Origin of the sequence: Rhodosalinus halophilus (genome assembly GCF_003298775.1) — a bacterium.
In the GTDB taxonomy this organism is placed as follows: Bacteria; Pseudomonadota; Alphaproteobacteria; order Rhodobacterales; family Rhodobacteraceae; genus Rhodosalinus; species Rhodosalinus halophilus.
Genome location: NZ_QNTQ01000013.1, coordinates 26,683 through 40,355 on the forward strand (window position 1 = coordinate 26,683; position 13,673 = coordinate 40,355).

Below are 13,673 nucleotides of genomic sequence, written 5' to 3' on the forward strand. Positions count from 1 at the left end.
GATCGGGCCGCGCCGGTCATTGACACAGGTCATCCGAGCCCCGCGCCGCGATGGCGCAGCAGGACGGGCACGACCAGATCCTCCTCGTCGGTCAGGTGCCGCTCCAGCAGCGGCGCGAAGGCCGCCAGATCCTCGGCCAGCCGGCCGGCGGGTTCGGCCCCGCCCTGCCACGCCTGCACCGCGCCGATCACCGCGTTAGCCCGCTCGGCCAGCCGCGCGAGCCAGGGGTCGAGCGCGTGATGATCCGCGTCGAGCAGGCCGAAGCCGCGTTCGAGCCGCGGCTCGAGCCGGGCCAGCACGGGGAAATACTGATGATCCTCGATCAGGTGATGGCCGTGCAGCTCCTGCAGGAACATCCCGCCGAATCGCGCGAGCCGCGGGGCGAACCGCTCGGGGTCGAGGCGGCCCGCCTCGGCCGCGCCCGCCTCGTCAGCGAGCAGCGTCGAGAGCTTGCGGAACATCCCGTGCCGGTCGAGCCAGAACTCCACCAGCCCCGCGAACCCCGGATCCTCCGCCCAGCCGGCGCGGGGGTAGTGCTCGAGCAGCGTCCTGAGCGCCTCGGGCAGCCCCTCGCGCGTCTCGAGCGCCAAAGGGTCGGGGCTGTCAGCCGAAGGCTGCGACGGCATCGTACATCACCGGTTCGAAACTGCGGGCGAGGTCGTTGAGCTTGCGGTTGCGCTGGCGCATCTCGTCGCTGCGCAGCATGGCGAGGAAGTCCTCGCGCCGCTCCCACTGCGAGTAGTTGGCGATCCGGGTCTGCGCATCGTTGACGTGCAGCGCCGCCGCGATGAAGCCGGGCTGTCTGGAGATGAAGGCGTCATAGGCGTCGCGCAGCGACTCCAGAAGATCCTGGCAGGTGCCGGGCGAGCATTCGAAGGTGGTGATCACGGTCTGGCACGAACGCGCGGGATCGACGGTCAGCATGGGCTTGGCTCCTCTGTCGGCCGGAGTCTTGCACGTTTGGCGCGCAGCGAAAACCGGCCCGCGCCGCCTGACCGCTCCCTGGCGACGGCGCGCGGCCTCAGAGGTTGGGCTCGCCCTCCAGCCCCAGCAGGCGGCGCAGCGCCGTCCACTCCCTGGGCAGACGCGGCGGCGTGGCGAGGCCCTGGCGGATCTCGTCCTGCCAGGGCGCCATCTCCCGGCCGGCGAAATCCCGGCCCCAGTCGAGAAAGCGCTGCACCTCCGATGGCCGCAGCCGGCACGCGCTGCCGACGAGTCCGACCAGCGTCTCGGCGGGCGAATACCACTCGTCCTGGATCGCCGTGACGCGCGCCCGGAGAAGCGGCCCCACCAGCCGCATCAGCCGCTTGTCGGAGAAGACCAGCAAAAGCCGTCCCATCTCCTCGCGCGAATAGCCGATGAGCGGCGGGAAGGTGTCGAAGAAGACGGCCTCCCCGTCGCGCACCGCGAAGTTGCGGATGGAGGGGTGAAAGCCCACGCGGCCCGGGTGTTCCCGCACCGCATGCCAGAAGCGGGCGATGACCTGCCCCGCGGCCTCCATCAGCGCGACCGCCTGCTCCGGCGTGGCGGCGCGGATCTGCGGCCGCATCATGCTCTCCGGCGGCAGCGCCTCCTGCACGATCACCGGCGCGCGCCCGCCGTCGAGCGGCACCAGGCGGAATTCCGTCTCGGGGAGGGGCACGCCCGCGTCGCGCAGCAGCGCGACATAGGCGGCATGCGCGGTGGCGAGCTGCTCGAGAAGCCCGGCGTCGCGATCCGGCAACGCGCGATAGACCTTGATCACCCGGTCGGAATACGGGCCCTCGGCCGGCCGGAAGGGCGCGCAGAAATACCCCAGCCGCGACACCGGGCGGGCGCCGCGGGCGCGTTCGGCCCGGATCAGCCGGGCGAGAGTCTCGATCTTTTCGGGCATGCCGACTCCGCTCGCCTCGGGCGCGGCTTAGCGCGTTCAGAGGTGGCGCGCCACCTCCTCGGCGAGCGCGGCGATCTCGTCGCGCGCGGGGCCGCGCGGCGCCTCGAGCGCGCCGCGCCCCTGCCCCAGCGTCTCGGCATAGACGACGCGGTGGGCGACGGCGGTCTCGGCCACCATGGCGTCAAGCGCGCGGGCGGCATCGGCGACCTCGGCGCCGAGCCGCGTGCCGGCGCGCGCGCGGTTGAGCACCAGAAGCGCCGGCTTGCCCTCGCGCCGGGCAAGATCCAGAACGCCCTCGGTCGCCCAGAGATCGACATGCGAGGAGGCCACGGGCACGATCACCAGATCGGCGGCGCGCAGTCCCGGCCGCAGGTCGCTGTCGGCCTTGGGCGGGGTGTCCACGATCACGATGTCATGGCTGCCGGCGAGCTTGCGGGTCTCGTAGCCCACGCCCCAGGCCGACGACGTCGCGAACTCCAGGTCGGGCGTCTCGCGCCCCTCGATCCGGGTCATGAACCAGCGGCCCAGACTGCCCTGCGGGTCAGTGTCGATGAGCGCGACGGACTTGCCGGCGCGGGTCCATGCGACGGCGAGATTGGCCGCGAGCGTCGTCTTGCCCGATCCGCCCTTCTGCTGCGCGATGGTGATGATGCGGCCTTCGGCCATGCTGCTGCCCCCGTTTCGTCCCGCGCCCTGCGGCGACGCCGCAGCGCAGAATAGCACGCGAAGCGCGGCCGGCGCCAGCGCCGGCCTCCAGCCGAATTAACCGATCATTAAGACACGGGCGAAATCCTCTCTCCCGAAGCGGAGGCCGCGATGCTGCGCAAGCTGTCAGGGGCACTTCTCGCCGCGGGCCTCGTGGTCCTTGCGGCGCCGGCCGCGGCCGGCCCCTGGCCCCGCGGCGAGCGCGAGGGTTTCGCGAGCGCGACCTGGCGCGGGACGCCGGGGGGCCGGGGCGACTATGCCGCGCTCTATCTCGAATACGGCGCGACGGAGCGCCTGACCTTCGGCCTCGACGCGGGGCGCGCGATCGACGGCGGCGGAAAGTCGGTGATCTTTCTGCAGTGGGCGCAGCGGCGCCGCGTCGCCGGGCTGCACCTGTCCTGGCAAGTCGGGCTCGGCACCGTGAACGGCCGCGCCGTCGTCCGCCCCGGGGTCTCGCTGGGGCGAAGCTTCGGCGAAGGGCACCGCACGGGATGGATCGCCGCCGACGCACTGGCCGAGATCGGCGGCGACGGCACAACGGATGCCAAGCTGGATCTCACCCTGGGCGTCACGCGCGCGGCCGGGCGAAAGGCGCTGCTGCAGCTTCAGACCGGACGCGAATGGGGCGACCCGCCCTTCGCCCGCATCGAGGCCGCGGCCGTCATGCCCCTGCGCGGTCGCAGCGCGCTCACCCTCGGGGTCTTCCACGATCTCGACCCCGATGGCACGGGCGGGATCGCGCTGGGGCTGTGGCAGCGCTTCTGATATGGCGCGGCAGGCCCCGCGCGCCTAGGTTGCCACGCATGGCCCAGTACCCGATCCGAGAGACCGACGACGAGGCCCGCGCGCTGGCGCGGCAGCTGATCGCCGCCGCCCGGCACGGCGCCCTTGCCGTCCGCGATCCGGAAAGCGGCCACCCGGTGGTCAGCCGGGTCGCCGTGGCGACCGATCCGGAGGGACGGCCGGTGAGCCTCGTCTCCGACCTGTCGCATCACACGCAGGCCCTGAAGGCCGATCCGGCCTGCTCGCTGCTGCTCGGAGAGCCGGGGCCGCGGGGCGATCCGCTGACCCATCCGCGGATCACGCTGATCGCCACCGCGCGCTTTCTGCGCCACGGCGCGCCCGGCCATGCCGATCTCGCCGCGCACTACCTGACGCAGCAGCCCAAGGCGCAGCTCTACATCGGGTTCGCCGATTTCTCCTTCCTGCGCTTCGAGGTGAGCCGCGCGCTGCTCAACGGCGGCTTCGGCAAGGCCTATATGCTGCAGCCGGCCGACCTCGCCCCCGGCGGCTGAGCGACCGGCGAACCGCGTTCTTCAATGGTCTTCAAATACCCATACCCACGTTTCAATGAACCGGACGCGCGGACCCGGGCGCCGCATGGGTATTTATGGACCATTGAAAGCCGGGGCCGGCCCACCCGGATGCCGGTTCAGTTGTCCATCCGCACCATCACGCTGACGCGGCCGCGCACGGGCTGGGACCAGTTCAGCCGCAGCTGATCGCCGTCGGCGCCGACTTCGAGATCGGCATGCGGCAACTCGGGCACAGAGACCCCGGCCGCGTTGCGGATCCGGTCGGTCGGCACCAGCGCGTCGATCTGGCGCGCCCGTCCGCCGAAGGGCAGCCGCGGCGCACCGTCGATCGTCCAGCTCGCCGCCTCGGTGTTCTGGGTGTGCGACAGCCGCAGCGGGTTCGCCGCCTGCGCGCCGATGTTGTGGTAGGTATTGCCCGCAAAGGTCACGTCGCGCGTGCGCCCGTAGTCGAGATCGGCGAAGGTCGTGTCCACCCGCTCCACCCGGTCGATGATCCCGCCCACGGCGCGGAAGACGTTGCCCGTGACCGTGAGGCCGGTAATCCCGTGCCCCGGCCCGTGCGGCTTGACCACGAGATAGGAGAACCACGGCGCGACCCCGCTGCAAAGGAAGGTGTTGTCGGTCAGCGAGAGCCCGGCGAAGCTGAACCCGCCGGTGAAGGAAGGATCCGGGTCGCGCTCGTTCGTCCACTCGATGAAGCAGTTGTCCACGTAGTTGCCGGTGATCGTGGCCGAGGTGTTGGTCGTCAGAAGCGCGATCCCGGCCAGCCGCACGCCGTTGGCGGCGGAGTCGCCCTGGAAGAAGTGGTTGCCCGAGATCACCGCGTTCTGCCCGCCGAGCACCGCGAAGTGCCGGAACTGCGTGCAGCGGTTGTCGCGCAGCTTGATGTCGTTGGCGTTGGCGTTGAGCGCGATGGTGGTGCGGTTCTGCGCCAGCACGTCTCCCTCGCGGGTGATGAACTGGCAGCGGTCGACCAGCATCCCCTGACAGCCCTGCCCGATCGAGGTGAGCCCCCGGTCGCGCGGGCGGGTGACGAAGCATTCGCGCAGCTGGAAGCCCACGCCCACCGGCGCGAGCATGACGCCGCTCGCCACGGTGTTGCACTGCAGCTCGATATCGGCGAGCGCGAAGCGGTCGAGCCGCTCGAAGCCGCTGAAATCCAGCATGTACTTGAAGCGTGTGAAGGTGAAGACCTGCGTGCCCTCGGCGTCGTAGAGCGGCTCCGACAGCGTCAGGTCGCCTGCCGCCACGTTCTTCGAGCGGACGTAGATCTCGCGCCCCACGCCTGCGCCTTCGACCAGCGCGCCGACGGGGACGTTGGCGATGTTGGCCACGTTGGTGAGACGCCTGGGCTCTGCGGCCGAATAGGTCGCCTGCGAGGTCACCACCTCGGGCTCCCAGACGGTGTCGCCCTCGGCGTAGATCTGGCCGTTGCGGATCACCCGGCGCTGGGCGAAGCTCGACCGGTTCGGCACGGCGGCCGCCATGTCGATCGGACCCGTGATCGAGACGCGCCGCCCGCCCATGTCGAGCGATTCGTGATCGGCGTTGTTGAGCAGTGCCTGGAACGCCTTGCGAAAGCCCTGCTCCTCGTCGCCGAAGGCCTCGATATATACCGGCAGGCGGAAGTCGCGGGTGAGCGAGAGGATCGCGTCGTCGGGCATCGACAGCCGCCCCTCGAAGATCATCGGGCTGTCGAGCGTGACGTTCCGGGTCAGCCGCCAGGTGCCCTCGGGCACCAGGATCCGCCGCCCGTTCGCGGCCTGGTCGGCGGCCTCGAAGGCGGCGCTGTCGTCGGTCACGCCGTCGCCCAGCGCGCCGAAGTCGCGCACGTCCACCCAGCTCATCATGTCGCGGTGAAAGACGTGGGTGACGTCCTCGATCCGCAGATCGTCGATCCGCACCACCCCGCCCGAGGGACCGGTCAGGTCCAGCCCGAAATGCCCGTAGGCGGGCTGCGTGCCCCAGACCATGTCGACCCCGCTGCGCAGGCCCGGCCCCACGATCGCCGAAACCTCGGTCACCGCGCCATACTGCGTGAGCGCAACCTCGGGGCCCCGGACGGTGAGCCCCGTCACCTCCGCGCCGCCCGCGTCGCCCGGCCAGCCGGCGATGCGCACGGCAGGCAGATTCCCCGACACAGCCTTCACGCGCGCGGTGACGCGCAGGTAGCAGCCCTCGAGCATGGGGGTCTGTCCCATGTAGCGCAGGCGTTGCACGTCCTCGCCCTTGAGCAGTTCGAGACAGCCGCCGAAATCCTGATCCGCCGGCACGAAGGCGGCGTTCGGATCGCCTTCGTAGGTGTCCGAGCCGGGCGTGCCGTCGCCCTTCGACCACTGCCCCAGCCCGTCCGCGAAGGGCGGCGGCATCAGCGCCGCGCCCTCGGTGATCGCCTTGTTCATCGCTTGCCCCTTTCGCCTCGGCCGGCGCCGGCGCGCCGGGTGCCCGGGCGTGGTAGCCGCCAAGGCTTAACTCTCCCCGAGACCACCGTTACGTTGCGCGCCGAACGAAAGGGACGGCCCATGCCTTACAAGCTCAAGGAAAGCGACCCGACGCTCGGCGACGCGCTGCGGCGGATCGCGCTGGAACAGGTGGATCGCGCGCGCCGCGAGGCGGGCGACCCGGACCTCGACCCGCACTACGCGATCCACCAGATCCGCAAGCGCTGCAAGAAGCTGCGCGGGCTGATCCGGCTGGTGCGTCCCGGGTTCCGCGCCTATTCCGACGAGAACGCGGCGATCCGCGACCTCGCGCGCGGGCTCTCGGGGCTGCGCGACCTCGAGGCGCTGATCGAGACGCACGACCGGCTGATGGCGCGCGACGAGGCGGAGCCGGGGCGCTTCGCGCCCGTGCGCGCCGCGCTCACGCGGCGCAAGGAGGGGGTGTCGGAGACGATCGGCGACGACACGCGCGCGGCGCTCGACGCGCTGGCCGCGCGCATCCCCGACTGGACGATCAGGGACAAGCCGCGGCAGGTGATCGAGGGCGGCCTCGCCAGGACATGGGAGCGCGCGGCCAGGGCCCATGCCGACTGCCGCGGCGCGCCCACCGTCGAGGCGATGCACGAATGGCGCAAGCGCGTGAAATACCACTGGTATCACTGCCGCATCCTGTCGCCGGTCTGGCCCGGCCCGGTGAGCGCGCGGGCGCATGAGGCCAAGCGGTTGTCGGACGTGCTGGGCGACCACCACGACCTTGCGCTCTATGCCGCGCATCTGGCCTCGGACGCGGCGCCGAAGCTCGCGCCCGAGACGGCGACGGAACTCGCGCGCATCGCCGACCGGGCGCTGGCGGAGCTCGAGCGCGAGGCCTTCGCGCTGGGCGCGCGGTTCTTTTCCGAAAAGCCGAAGCGTGCGGCGAAGCGGCTGGCCGCGCTCTACCGCATCTGGGAGGCGGAGCCGCGCCGCTGAGCGGGCGTGTCAGGCGTATCCGTAGGGTGCGTGCAAGCACGCACCCTACGGGGGGCGGCGTCAGCCGGTGCGTGCGAGGCAGCGGTGCGTGCAAGCACGCACCCTACGGGCGCGGCGTCAGGCCGCCACTTCGGGCGCCTCGAGGATGCGGACGCCGTCGATCTTCCAGCCGCCCTGACCGTCCGGCTCCATCCGGTAGTCGAGCACATGCGCGACGCCGTCGCCGTCGCGGATCAGCACCTTCTGGTGCAATGCGCCGCCGCGCGCCTCGAGCTCGAGGAACTGCACCTCGGCCGGGCGCCAGACCATCGGATAGCCCTGGCGGACCATGCGCCCGAAGTTCTCGGGCGTGCGGAAGACGTTCCTGATGCCGGGGCTGGCATAGGTGAAGGCGCGGGCGAAATCATCGGCGCGGAAGGCGTCGATCTGGGCGCTTATCACGTCGCGGATGGCCGGCGCGGCCGCCTCTTCGGCCCGAAGCGGCAGGCCGAGCGCGAGCGTGGCGAAAAGGGCGAGCAGCAGGCGGCGCATGGGCGGGTCTCCTTCGGCTGACGCAGGGACAGGTAGACCGGGCGCCGCCACCGTCAAAGCACGCGGGCGAAGGCGCGCTTCGACTCGCGCACCGCGGCTGTCGCGAAGCAGCGTCCTTGCGCCGGCACGCGCCGTTCGGGGGCCCTGGCGATCATCCGCTCGACGGATGCGCGCAGCGTGGCCTTGTCGAAGGTGGCGGCCATGTCGGGCGGCATCCGTCCCTTCGGCTGCGCGATGCCCGCCAGCCGGACCAGCGGGCGCATGAGCCGCGGCAGGCGTGCGGGCTCGGAACTCTCGATCAGGCCAACTCGCCCGCCAGCGCCTTGTCGATCAGCGCCACCGTCTCGGACACGCCGTAGACCGCGACGAAGCCGCCGAAGCGCGGCCCCTGGGACGCCCCCAGCAGCACCTCGTAGAGCGCGCGGAACCAGTCGCGCAGGGGCTCGAACCGCTCGCGTCCGACGGCATAGACGATCGACTGCAACGCCTCGGCGTCCACCGGCCCGTCCCACGCTTCCAGCTTGTCGCGCAGCTCGGTGAGCGCCTCGCGCTCGAGATCGCTGGGCGCGCGGTAGACCTTCGAGGGCTTCACGAAGTCGTTGTAGTAGCGCACCGCATAGCCGGCAGCCTGGTCGAGGTCCGGGTGGCTTTCCGGGCTGGCCTCCGGCGCGTAGCGGCGGATGAAGCCCCAGAGCACCTCCCTGTCCTCGGCCGAGGAGACGGAGGCGAGGTTCAAGAGCATCGAGAACGGCACCACCATCCCGCTCGTCGGCACGTCGCCCGAGTGGATGTGGAAGACCGGGTTTTCCAGCTGCTTCTCCACGGGCTGGTCCGGGTAGGCGCGCAGCTGCTGGTGGTATTCGTCCATCGCCTTGGGGATGACGTCGAAATAGAGCCGCTTCGCCGTCTTGGGCTTCTGGAACATGAAGTAGCTGAGCGACTCGGTCGAGGCATAGGTCAGCCATTCGTCGATCGTCAGCCCGTTGCCCTTCGACTTCGAGATCTTCTCGCCGTTCTCGTCGAGGAAAAGCTCGTAGGTGAAATGCTCGGGCGGTTTCTCGCCAAGGATGCGGCAGATGCCGTCGTAGACCGGCGTGTTGGTCGAGTGGTCCTTGCCGTACATCTCGAAGTCCACGCCGAGCGCGGCCCAGCGCGCGCCGAAGTCGGGCTTCCACTGCAGCTTCACGTGCCCGCCGGTGACCGGCACGGTCCATTCGCGCCCGCGCTCGTCGTCGAAGGTGACGGTGCCCTCCTTCGCGTCCACATGCTTGATCGGCACGTAAAGCACGCGCCCGGTCTCGGGGTGCAGCGGCAGGAAGATCGAATAGGTCTTCTGCCGCTCCTCGCGCAGCGTCTTGAGCATCAGCTTCATCAGATCGTCGTAACGCTCGGCCGCGCGCAGCAGGATCTCGTCGAAGGCGCCGGAGCGGTAGAACTCCGTCGCGGAATAGAACTCGTACTCGAAGCCGAAGGCGTCGAGGAAGCGGCGCAGCATGGCGTTGTTGTGGTGCCCGAAGCTTTCGAACTTGCCGAAGGGGTCCGGCACGGAGGTGAGCGGCTTCTGCAGATGCTCGCGCAAGCCCTCGGGGTCGGGCACGTTGTCGGGCACCTTGCGCATCCCGTCGAGGTCGTCGGAAAAGCAGATCAGCCGCGTGGGAATGTCCGAGATCGTCTCGAAGGCGCGACGGATCATGGTGGTGCGGGCCACCTCGCCGAAGGTGCCGATATGCGGCAGGCCGGAGGGGCCGTAGCCCGTCTCGAAGAGCACATGCCCCTTCTCGGGCGGGCCGGACTCGTAGCGTTTGAGCACGCGCCGCGCCTCTTCGAAAGGCCAGGCCTTCGCGTTCATCGCCGCGTGTCGTGCATCGCTCATGGCTCGCTCCCGGGATTGCGCCGCGGCCCCTTGCCGCGCGCGCGGCCGCTACCTATTGCCGGGGCGGCGGGCAGTCAATAATCTGCTGGTCCGAGAGCCGGGAACCGAGATGAACGAGAATGTTACCCACCCGCTGAGCCCGCAGGACTGCCTGGTGGCGCTCATGGTCGCCGTCTCCGCCAGCGACGAGGATCTGCGCACCGCCGAACTGGTCAAGATCCAGGCTGCTGTGAACCATCTTCCCGTCTTCGCCGACTACGACATCGACCGCATGAAATCGGCCGCGCAGGTCGTCTTCGATCTCTTCGAGCAGGAGGACGGGCTGGACGCGCTGTTCGGGCTGCTGCGCGAGAACCTGCCCGAGCGGCTCTACGAGACCGCCTACGCGCTGGCCTGCGACGTGGCCGCCGCAGACGGCACCCTGCGCGAGAGCGAACTCCGGCTGCTCGAGGAGATCCGCTACGAGCTCGCCCTCGACCGGCTGCACGCGGCGGCGATCGAGCGTGGCGCGCGCGCCCGCCACATGCGGGCATGAGGGCCGCGCCGCTTGTCGTCGCTGCATTCGCGGCCGGGCTCGCGGGCGCGGTCATGGCGGCGGCGGCGGTCAAGCTCGAGGCGCGGGTCGATCTGTCGGATCAGCTGATGACGGTGCGGCTCGAGGGCGAGACCATCGCGACATGGCCGGTCTCCACCGCGCGGCCCGGCAAGGTCACGCCCACGGGCACCTTCCGGCCGCAGGCGCTCTCGCCGGATCACCGCTCGACGCTCTACGACGGCGCGCCGATGCCCTGGTCGATCTTCTTTCACGGCAACTACGCGATCCACGGCACCGATCAGGTGGACCGCCTGGGCGCCCCCGCCTCGGCCGGCTGCATTCGCCTCGCGCCCGAAAACGCGCGGATTCTCTTCAACCTCGTGCGCGAGGTCGGGATGGATGCCGTCAGGATCGTGATCCAGCCCTGAGGCGTCAGGCCCGGTAGAGCTTCGCCCAGCGCCGCAGAAGCGCGCTCTGCAGCTGGCGCGAGCGGCCCGCCCAGGCGCGCGCGCCCTGCGGCCGGTCGAGCTGCGCGCGGGTCAGGGTGGCGCGATGCTCCAGATCGCCGGTGAGGATCGCGAAGCTCAGCGCACGCCCGCCGGGCGCGGTCAGATAGCCGGTCAGGGTGCTCACGAAATGCAGCGTGCCGGTCTTGGCCTGCACCGCGAAGGGCGCGTCGCGCATCGGCGCGCCGCGCTCGTCGCGCACGTCGTAGCGCTCGAGCAGGGGACGGAAGCCGCCCGCGCGGCCGGCCGCCACCATCGCGCCCGCCATCTCGGCCGCGGTTACGCGCGAGGCATCCCCCAGCCCCGAGTGATCGACGAAGCGCGCGTTGCGCATGCCGAGCACCTGCGCGGCCCAGCGCGACATCTCCTGCGCGGAGGCGGCGAGCGAGGGCACCGTCGCGCCACGCGCCAGCGAGGCCGCGATGCCCACGACCTCGGCGGTCAGATTCGTCGAATAATCCAGCATGTCGCGCAGGATCTCGGGCAGCGGCGCGCTCTCGCGCCGGGCCAGCACCTCTGCGCCTGCCGGCAGCGCCTCGGCCTCTTCCGGCGCGGGCAGGCGAATGCCGTGCGCGCCCGCGAAGGTCTGGAACACCTCGCCCGCGTAAAGCGCCGGCCGCCGCACCGGAAGCCAGCGCGCGCCGCCGTTGCCGAGCGCCCCGCGCGCCACGGTCCAGTGGTCGCGCCCCTCGCGGTCCTCGTAGGTGTAGACCGGGCCTCTCCGGTCCTCGACCTGCATCCGGGCGATGCGCACCTCCGGCCGGTAGCTGGCCGAGCGCGCGTCGATGGTGACCTCATAGGCGTCGCCCGCCCGTTTCCAGCCGAAATGCACGCGGTTGAAGTTCAGGTTCAGCCCCGAAATCGCGGGGTTGTAGCCGACGTAGGGCGGCTGGCCGGGGTCGATCTCCCGCTCGTAGGGCAGGCCGCCGCCCCAGACGCGGAAGCGCCCCCGCACCTCGCGCAGGCCTGCCGATTTCATGCCGTCGGCCAGCGCGGCGAGCCCGTCGGTATCCAGCGTCGGATCGCCGCCCCCCGCGAGGATGAGATCGCCCTTGAGCACGCCGTCGCGGATCTCGCCGGCCGCGAGGACACGCGTCTCGAAGCGGTGTGCGGGGCCGAGCGACTCGAGCGCGTAGAGCGCCGTGATCGCCTTGGCCGTGCTGGCCGGCGGCAATTCCGCGTCGGGCCGGGCGGTCTCGAGCATCTCTCCGGTCTCGAGATCGGCGAGCGCCACGCCGACGGCCCCTTCGATTCGCGCCTGCGCGATGATGTCCTCGAGCGTCGGCAGCGAGCTCTTCAGGAACGCGCTGCCGCGCGCCAGCGGGCGCAGCGACGCCACGGGCGGCGCTGCCAGCGCCGGCCCGGCCGCGGCGGCGGTCAGTCCGGCCAGAAAGACCCTGCGGTTCAACGTCTCGCGCATTGGATCGACCGCCCTCCTCCGTCGTGAGCTAACCCCAGAGGCCGCGGCCTGACAAGCGCCCCGCACGCTTCCCCCCTTCACGAGCGCGTGCTAGGCGCAGCCCCCATGTGGAAGGCCGCGGGGCTGATGTTCGTCGCCATGTCGCTTGTGCCTGCGGGGGACACGGCAGGCAAGCTGCTGACCGGCTCGCACGGCGTGAGCCCCTTGTTCGTGGCGTGGTCGCGGTTCGCGATCGGGGCGGCGCTGATCGGGGCCTTCGCCCCGCCCGGTACCCTGCGCCTCTTCGGCGACTGGCGCATCTGGCTCAGGGGCCTGCTGCTGGCCGGCGGGATCAGCGCGATCCTCACCGCACTCAGGACCGAGCCGGTCGCAGACGTCTTCGCCGCCTTCTTCGTCGGCCCGCTCTTCAGCTACGCGCTTTCGGCGGTTCTCGCGCGCGAGCCGGTGACGCCGCTGCGCACCGCGCTGATGCTGGCAGGCTTCGCCGGCGTGCTGCTGGTGGTGCGGCCCGGCTTCGGCGCCGGGCCGGGCATGGGCTTCGCCGTGCTAGCGGGCCTGTGCTACGGGGCCTATCTGAGTTCGTCGCGCTGGCTCGCGCCGCTCGCGCCGCCGCGCGCGCTTCTCGTCACCCAGCTCGTCACCGGCGGACTGATCCTGACGCCCGTCGCCCTGCCGCTCTGGCCCGCGATCACGCCGCCGGTCGCTGCGCTGACCCTCGCCTCGGCGACCGCCTCGATGCTGGGCAACCTTCTGTTGCTGACGGCCTATGCCGCGGCGCCCGCCACCCGCCTCGCGCCCTTCGTCTATTTCCAGCTGCTCGCGGCGGTGGCGCTGGGATGGGCGGTCTTCGGAGAGCTGCCCGACGCGCTGACCTGGGCGGGGCTGGCGCTGGTGATCACCGCAGGGATTGCCTCAGCCCGGCTTGCGGCCGCGCCACTCCCCCCGCGCCCGGATCGCGCTTGAGCTCAGATCCACCATCGGCACGTTGACGAAGCACCAGGCCGGCGGCACCGCGCCGCCCAGCCGCCGGCTCTGCGGGGCCGGCAGGCGCGCGTGGGCGAAGGCCCGCGCGGCCACCGAGGTCTGCGCCGCGAGCCGCAGGCCCGGCCGCGCCAGAACGCCCACCGGGACCGCCCGCATGATCGAGCGCCAGTTCTCCCAGCGATGGAACTGCACGAGGTTGTCCGCCCCCATGAGCCAGGTGAAGCGCACGCCGGGACAAGCGCGCCGGAGCTCCCTCAGCGTCTCGGCGGTGTAGCGCGTGCCGACGCGGGCCTCGAAATCCGTGACGGCGATCGCCGGGTGATCGACCAGCGCCCGCGCCGCCGCAATCCGCTCGGAAAGCGGCGCGGGACCATGCGGCTTGAGCGGGTTGCCGGGCGAGACCAGCCACCACACCCGATCGAGTCCGAAGCGCTTGAGCGCCTCCTTCGAGATGTGCAGGTGCCCCGCGTGCGGCGGATCGAAGGAGCCGCCCAGGAGCCCCACCCGCATTTCCGCCCGC

At 71.2% G+C, this 13,673-nt stretch carries 16 protein-coding genes; 6 read left to right on the forward strand and 10 right to left on the reverse strand.

Features of this window, described 5'->3' with window-relative positions:
• Positions 1 to 29: 29 nt before the first annotated feature.
• The 4 genes from DRV85_RS13455 to parA all read right to left on the reverse strand — a co-directional run bounded on the left by DRV85_RS13455 (position 30) and on the right by parA (position 2,539).
• Positions 30 to 626 (reverse strand): hemerythrin domain-containing protein, encoded by a 597-nt coding sequence (locus tag DRV85_RS13455; RefSeq protein ID WP_113289997.1) that lies wholly within the window; start codon positions 624 to 626, stop codon positions 30 to 32.
• On the reverse strand, positions 604 to 924 hold the full coding sequence (locus DRV85_RS13460; protein ID WP_113289998.1) for an antibiotic biosynthesis monooxygenase family protein: 321 nt from the start codon (positions 922 to 924) through the stop codon (positions 604 to 606). Before DRV85_RS13460 ends, DRV85_RS13455 begins: the two co-directional genes overlap by 23 nt.
• Positions 925 to 1,021: 97 nt before the next feature.
• Complete coding sequence (locus DRV85_RS13465; protein WP_113289999.1) at positions 1,022 to 1,873, reverse strand: DUF6206 family protein; 852 nt, start codon at positions 1,871 to 1,873, stop codon at positions 1,022 to 1,024.
• Between the two features lie 36 nt (positions 1,874 to 1,909).
• On the reverse strand, positions 1,910 to 2,539 hold the full coding sequence (gene parA / locus DRV85_RS13470; RefSeq protein WP_113290000.1) for a ParA family partition ATPase: 630 nt from the start codon (positions 2,537 to 2,539) through the stop codon (positions 1,910 to 1,912).
• A 150-nt stretch (positions 2,540 to 2,689) separates the two neighbouring features.
• Here parA and DRV85_RS13475 point away from each other — a divergent pair, with 150 nt between their 5' ends.
• A complete protein-coding gene (locus tag DRV85_RS13475) occupies positions 2,690 to 3,343 on the forward strand; it encodes a hypothetical protein (RefSeq protein WP_113290001.1) in 654 nt (217 codons plus the stop codon).
• Positions 3,344 to 3,381: 38 nt separating this feature from the next.
• Positions 3,382 to 3,873 (forward strand): HugZ family pyridoxamine 5'-phosphate oxidase, encoded by a 492-nt coding sequence (locus DRV85_RS13480; protein ID WP_113290002.1) that lies wholly within the window; start codon positions 3,382 to 3,384, stop codon positions 3,871 to 3,873.
• 137 nt (positions 3,874 to 4,010) lie between these two features.
• Here DRV85_RS13480 and DRV85_RS13485 read toward each other — a convergent pair whose 3' ends face one another.
• Positions 4,011 to 6,296, reverse strand: a complete 2,286-nt coding sequence (locus DRV85_RS13485; protein WP_113290003.1) for a glycosyl hydrolase family 28-related protein — start codon at positions 6,294 to 6,296, stop codon at positions 4,011 to 4,013.
• A gap of 120 nt (positions 6,297 to 6,416) precedes the next feature.
• On the opposite strand from DRV85_RS13485, the gene DRV85_RS13490 reads away from it, so the two are divergent.
• Positions 6,417 to 7,304, forward strand: coding sequence for a CHAD domain-containing protein (locus DRV85_RS13490; RefSeq protein WP_113290004.1), 888 nt, complete (start codon positions 6,417 to 6,419; stop codon positions 7,302 to 7,304).
• 117 nt (positions 7,305 to 7,421) lie between these two features.
• Here DRV85_RS13490 and DRV85_RS13495 read toward each other — a convergent pair whose 3' ends face one another.
• From DRV85_RS13495 to DRV85_RS13505, 3 genes are read right to left on the reverse strand one after another with little or no spacing between them, the layout of a single operon-like run.
• Positions 7,422 to 7,835 carry a DUF4864 domain-containing protein gene (locus DRV85_RS13495; protein WP_113290005.1) on the reverse strand — a complete coding sequence of 138 codons (414 nt, stop codon included), beginning with the start codon at positions 7,833 to 7,835 and terminating at the stop codon, positions 7,422 to 7,424.
• Between the two features lie 53 nt (positions 7,836 to 7,888).
• Positions 7,889 to 8,098 carry a hypothetical protein gene (locus DRV85_RS13500; RefSeq protein WP_113290006.1) on the reverse strand — a complete coding sequence of 70 codons (210 nt, stop codon included), beginning with the start codon at positions 8,096 to 8,098 and terminating at the stop codon, positions 7,889 to 7,891.
• A 35-nt stretch (positions 8,099 to 8,133) separates the two neighbouring features.
• Positions 8,134 to 9,708, reverse strand: coding sequence for a lysine--tRNA ligase (locus DRV85_RS13505; RefSeq protein ID WP_113290007.1), 1,575 nt, complete (start codon positions 9,706 to 9,708; stop codon positions 8,134 to 8,136).
• A 109-nt stretch (positions 9,709 to 9,817) separates the two neighbouring features.
• Here DRV85_RS13505 and DRV85_RS13510 point away from each other — a divergent pair, with 109 nt between their 5' ends.
• Together DRV85_RS13510 and DRV85_RS13515 are read left to right on the forward strand one after the other, a co-directional pair.
• Positions 9,818 to 10,243 carry a tellurite resistance TerB family protein gene (locus tag DRV85_RS13510; protein WP_113290008.1) on the forward strand — a complete coding sequence of 142 codons (426 nt, stop codon included), beginning with the start codon at positions 9,818 to 9,820 and terminating at the stop codon, positions 10,241 to 10,243.
• Positions 10,240 to 10,671 carry a L,D-transpeptidase gene (locus DRV85_RS13515; RefSeq protein WP_113290009.1) on the forward strand — a complete coding sequence of 144 codons (432 nt, stop codon included), beginning with the start codon at positions 10,240 to 10,242 and terminating at the stop codon, positions 10,669 to 10,671. Before DRV85_RS13510 ends, DRV85_RS13515 begins: the two co-directional genes overlap by 4 nt.
• Positions 10,672 to 10,675: 4 nt before the next feature.
• Here DRV85_RS13515 and dacB read toward each other — a convergent pair whose 3' ends face one another.
• Positions 10,676 to 12,169, reverse strand: a complete 1,494-nt coding sequence (gene dacB / locus DRV85_RS13520; RefSeq protein WP_113290010.1) for a D-alanyl-D-alanine carboxypeptidase/D-alanyl-D-alanine endopeptidase — start codon at positions 12,167 to 12,169, stop codon at positions 10,676 to 10,678.
• 105 nt (positions 12,170 to 12,274) lie between these two features.
• Between dacB and DRV85_RS13525 the strand changes: the two genes are divergently transcribed.
• A complete protein-coding gene (locus DRV85_RS13525; protein ID WP_113290011.1) occupies positions 12,275 to 13,132 on the forward strand; it encodes a DMT family transporter in 858 nt (285 codons plus the stop codon).
• On the opposite strand, the gene DRV85_RS13530 is transcribed toward DRV85_RS13525, so the two are convergent.
• Positions 13,082 to 13,663 carry a nicotinate-nucleotide adenylyltransferase gene (locus DRV85_RS13530; RefSeq protein WP_233495523.1) on the reverse strand — a complete coding sequence of 194 codons (582 nt, stop codon included), beginning with the start codon at positions 13,661 to 13,663 and terminating at the stop codon, positions 13,082 to 13,084. The two genes, DRV85_RS13525 and DRV85_RS13530, sit on opposite strands and share 51 nt — an antisense overlap.
• Between the last annotated feature and the right edge of the window lie 10 nt (positions 13,664 to 13,673).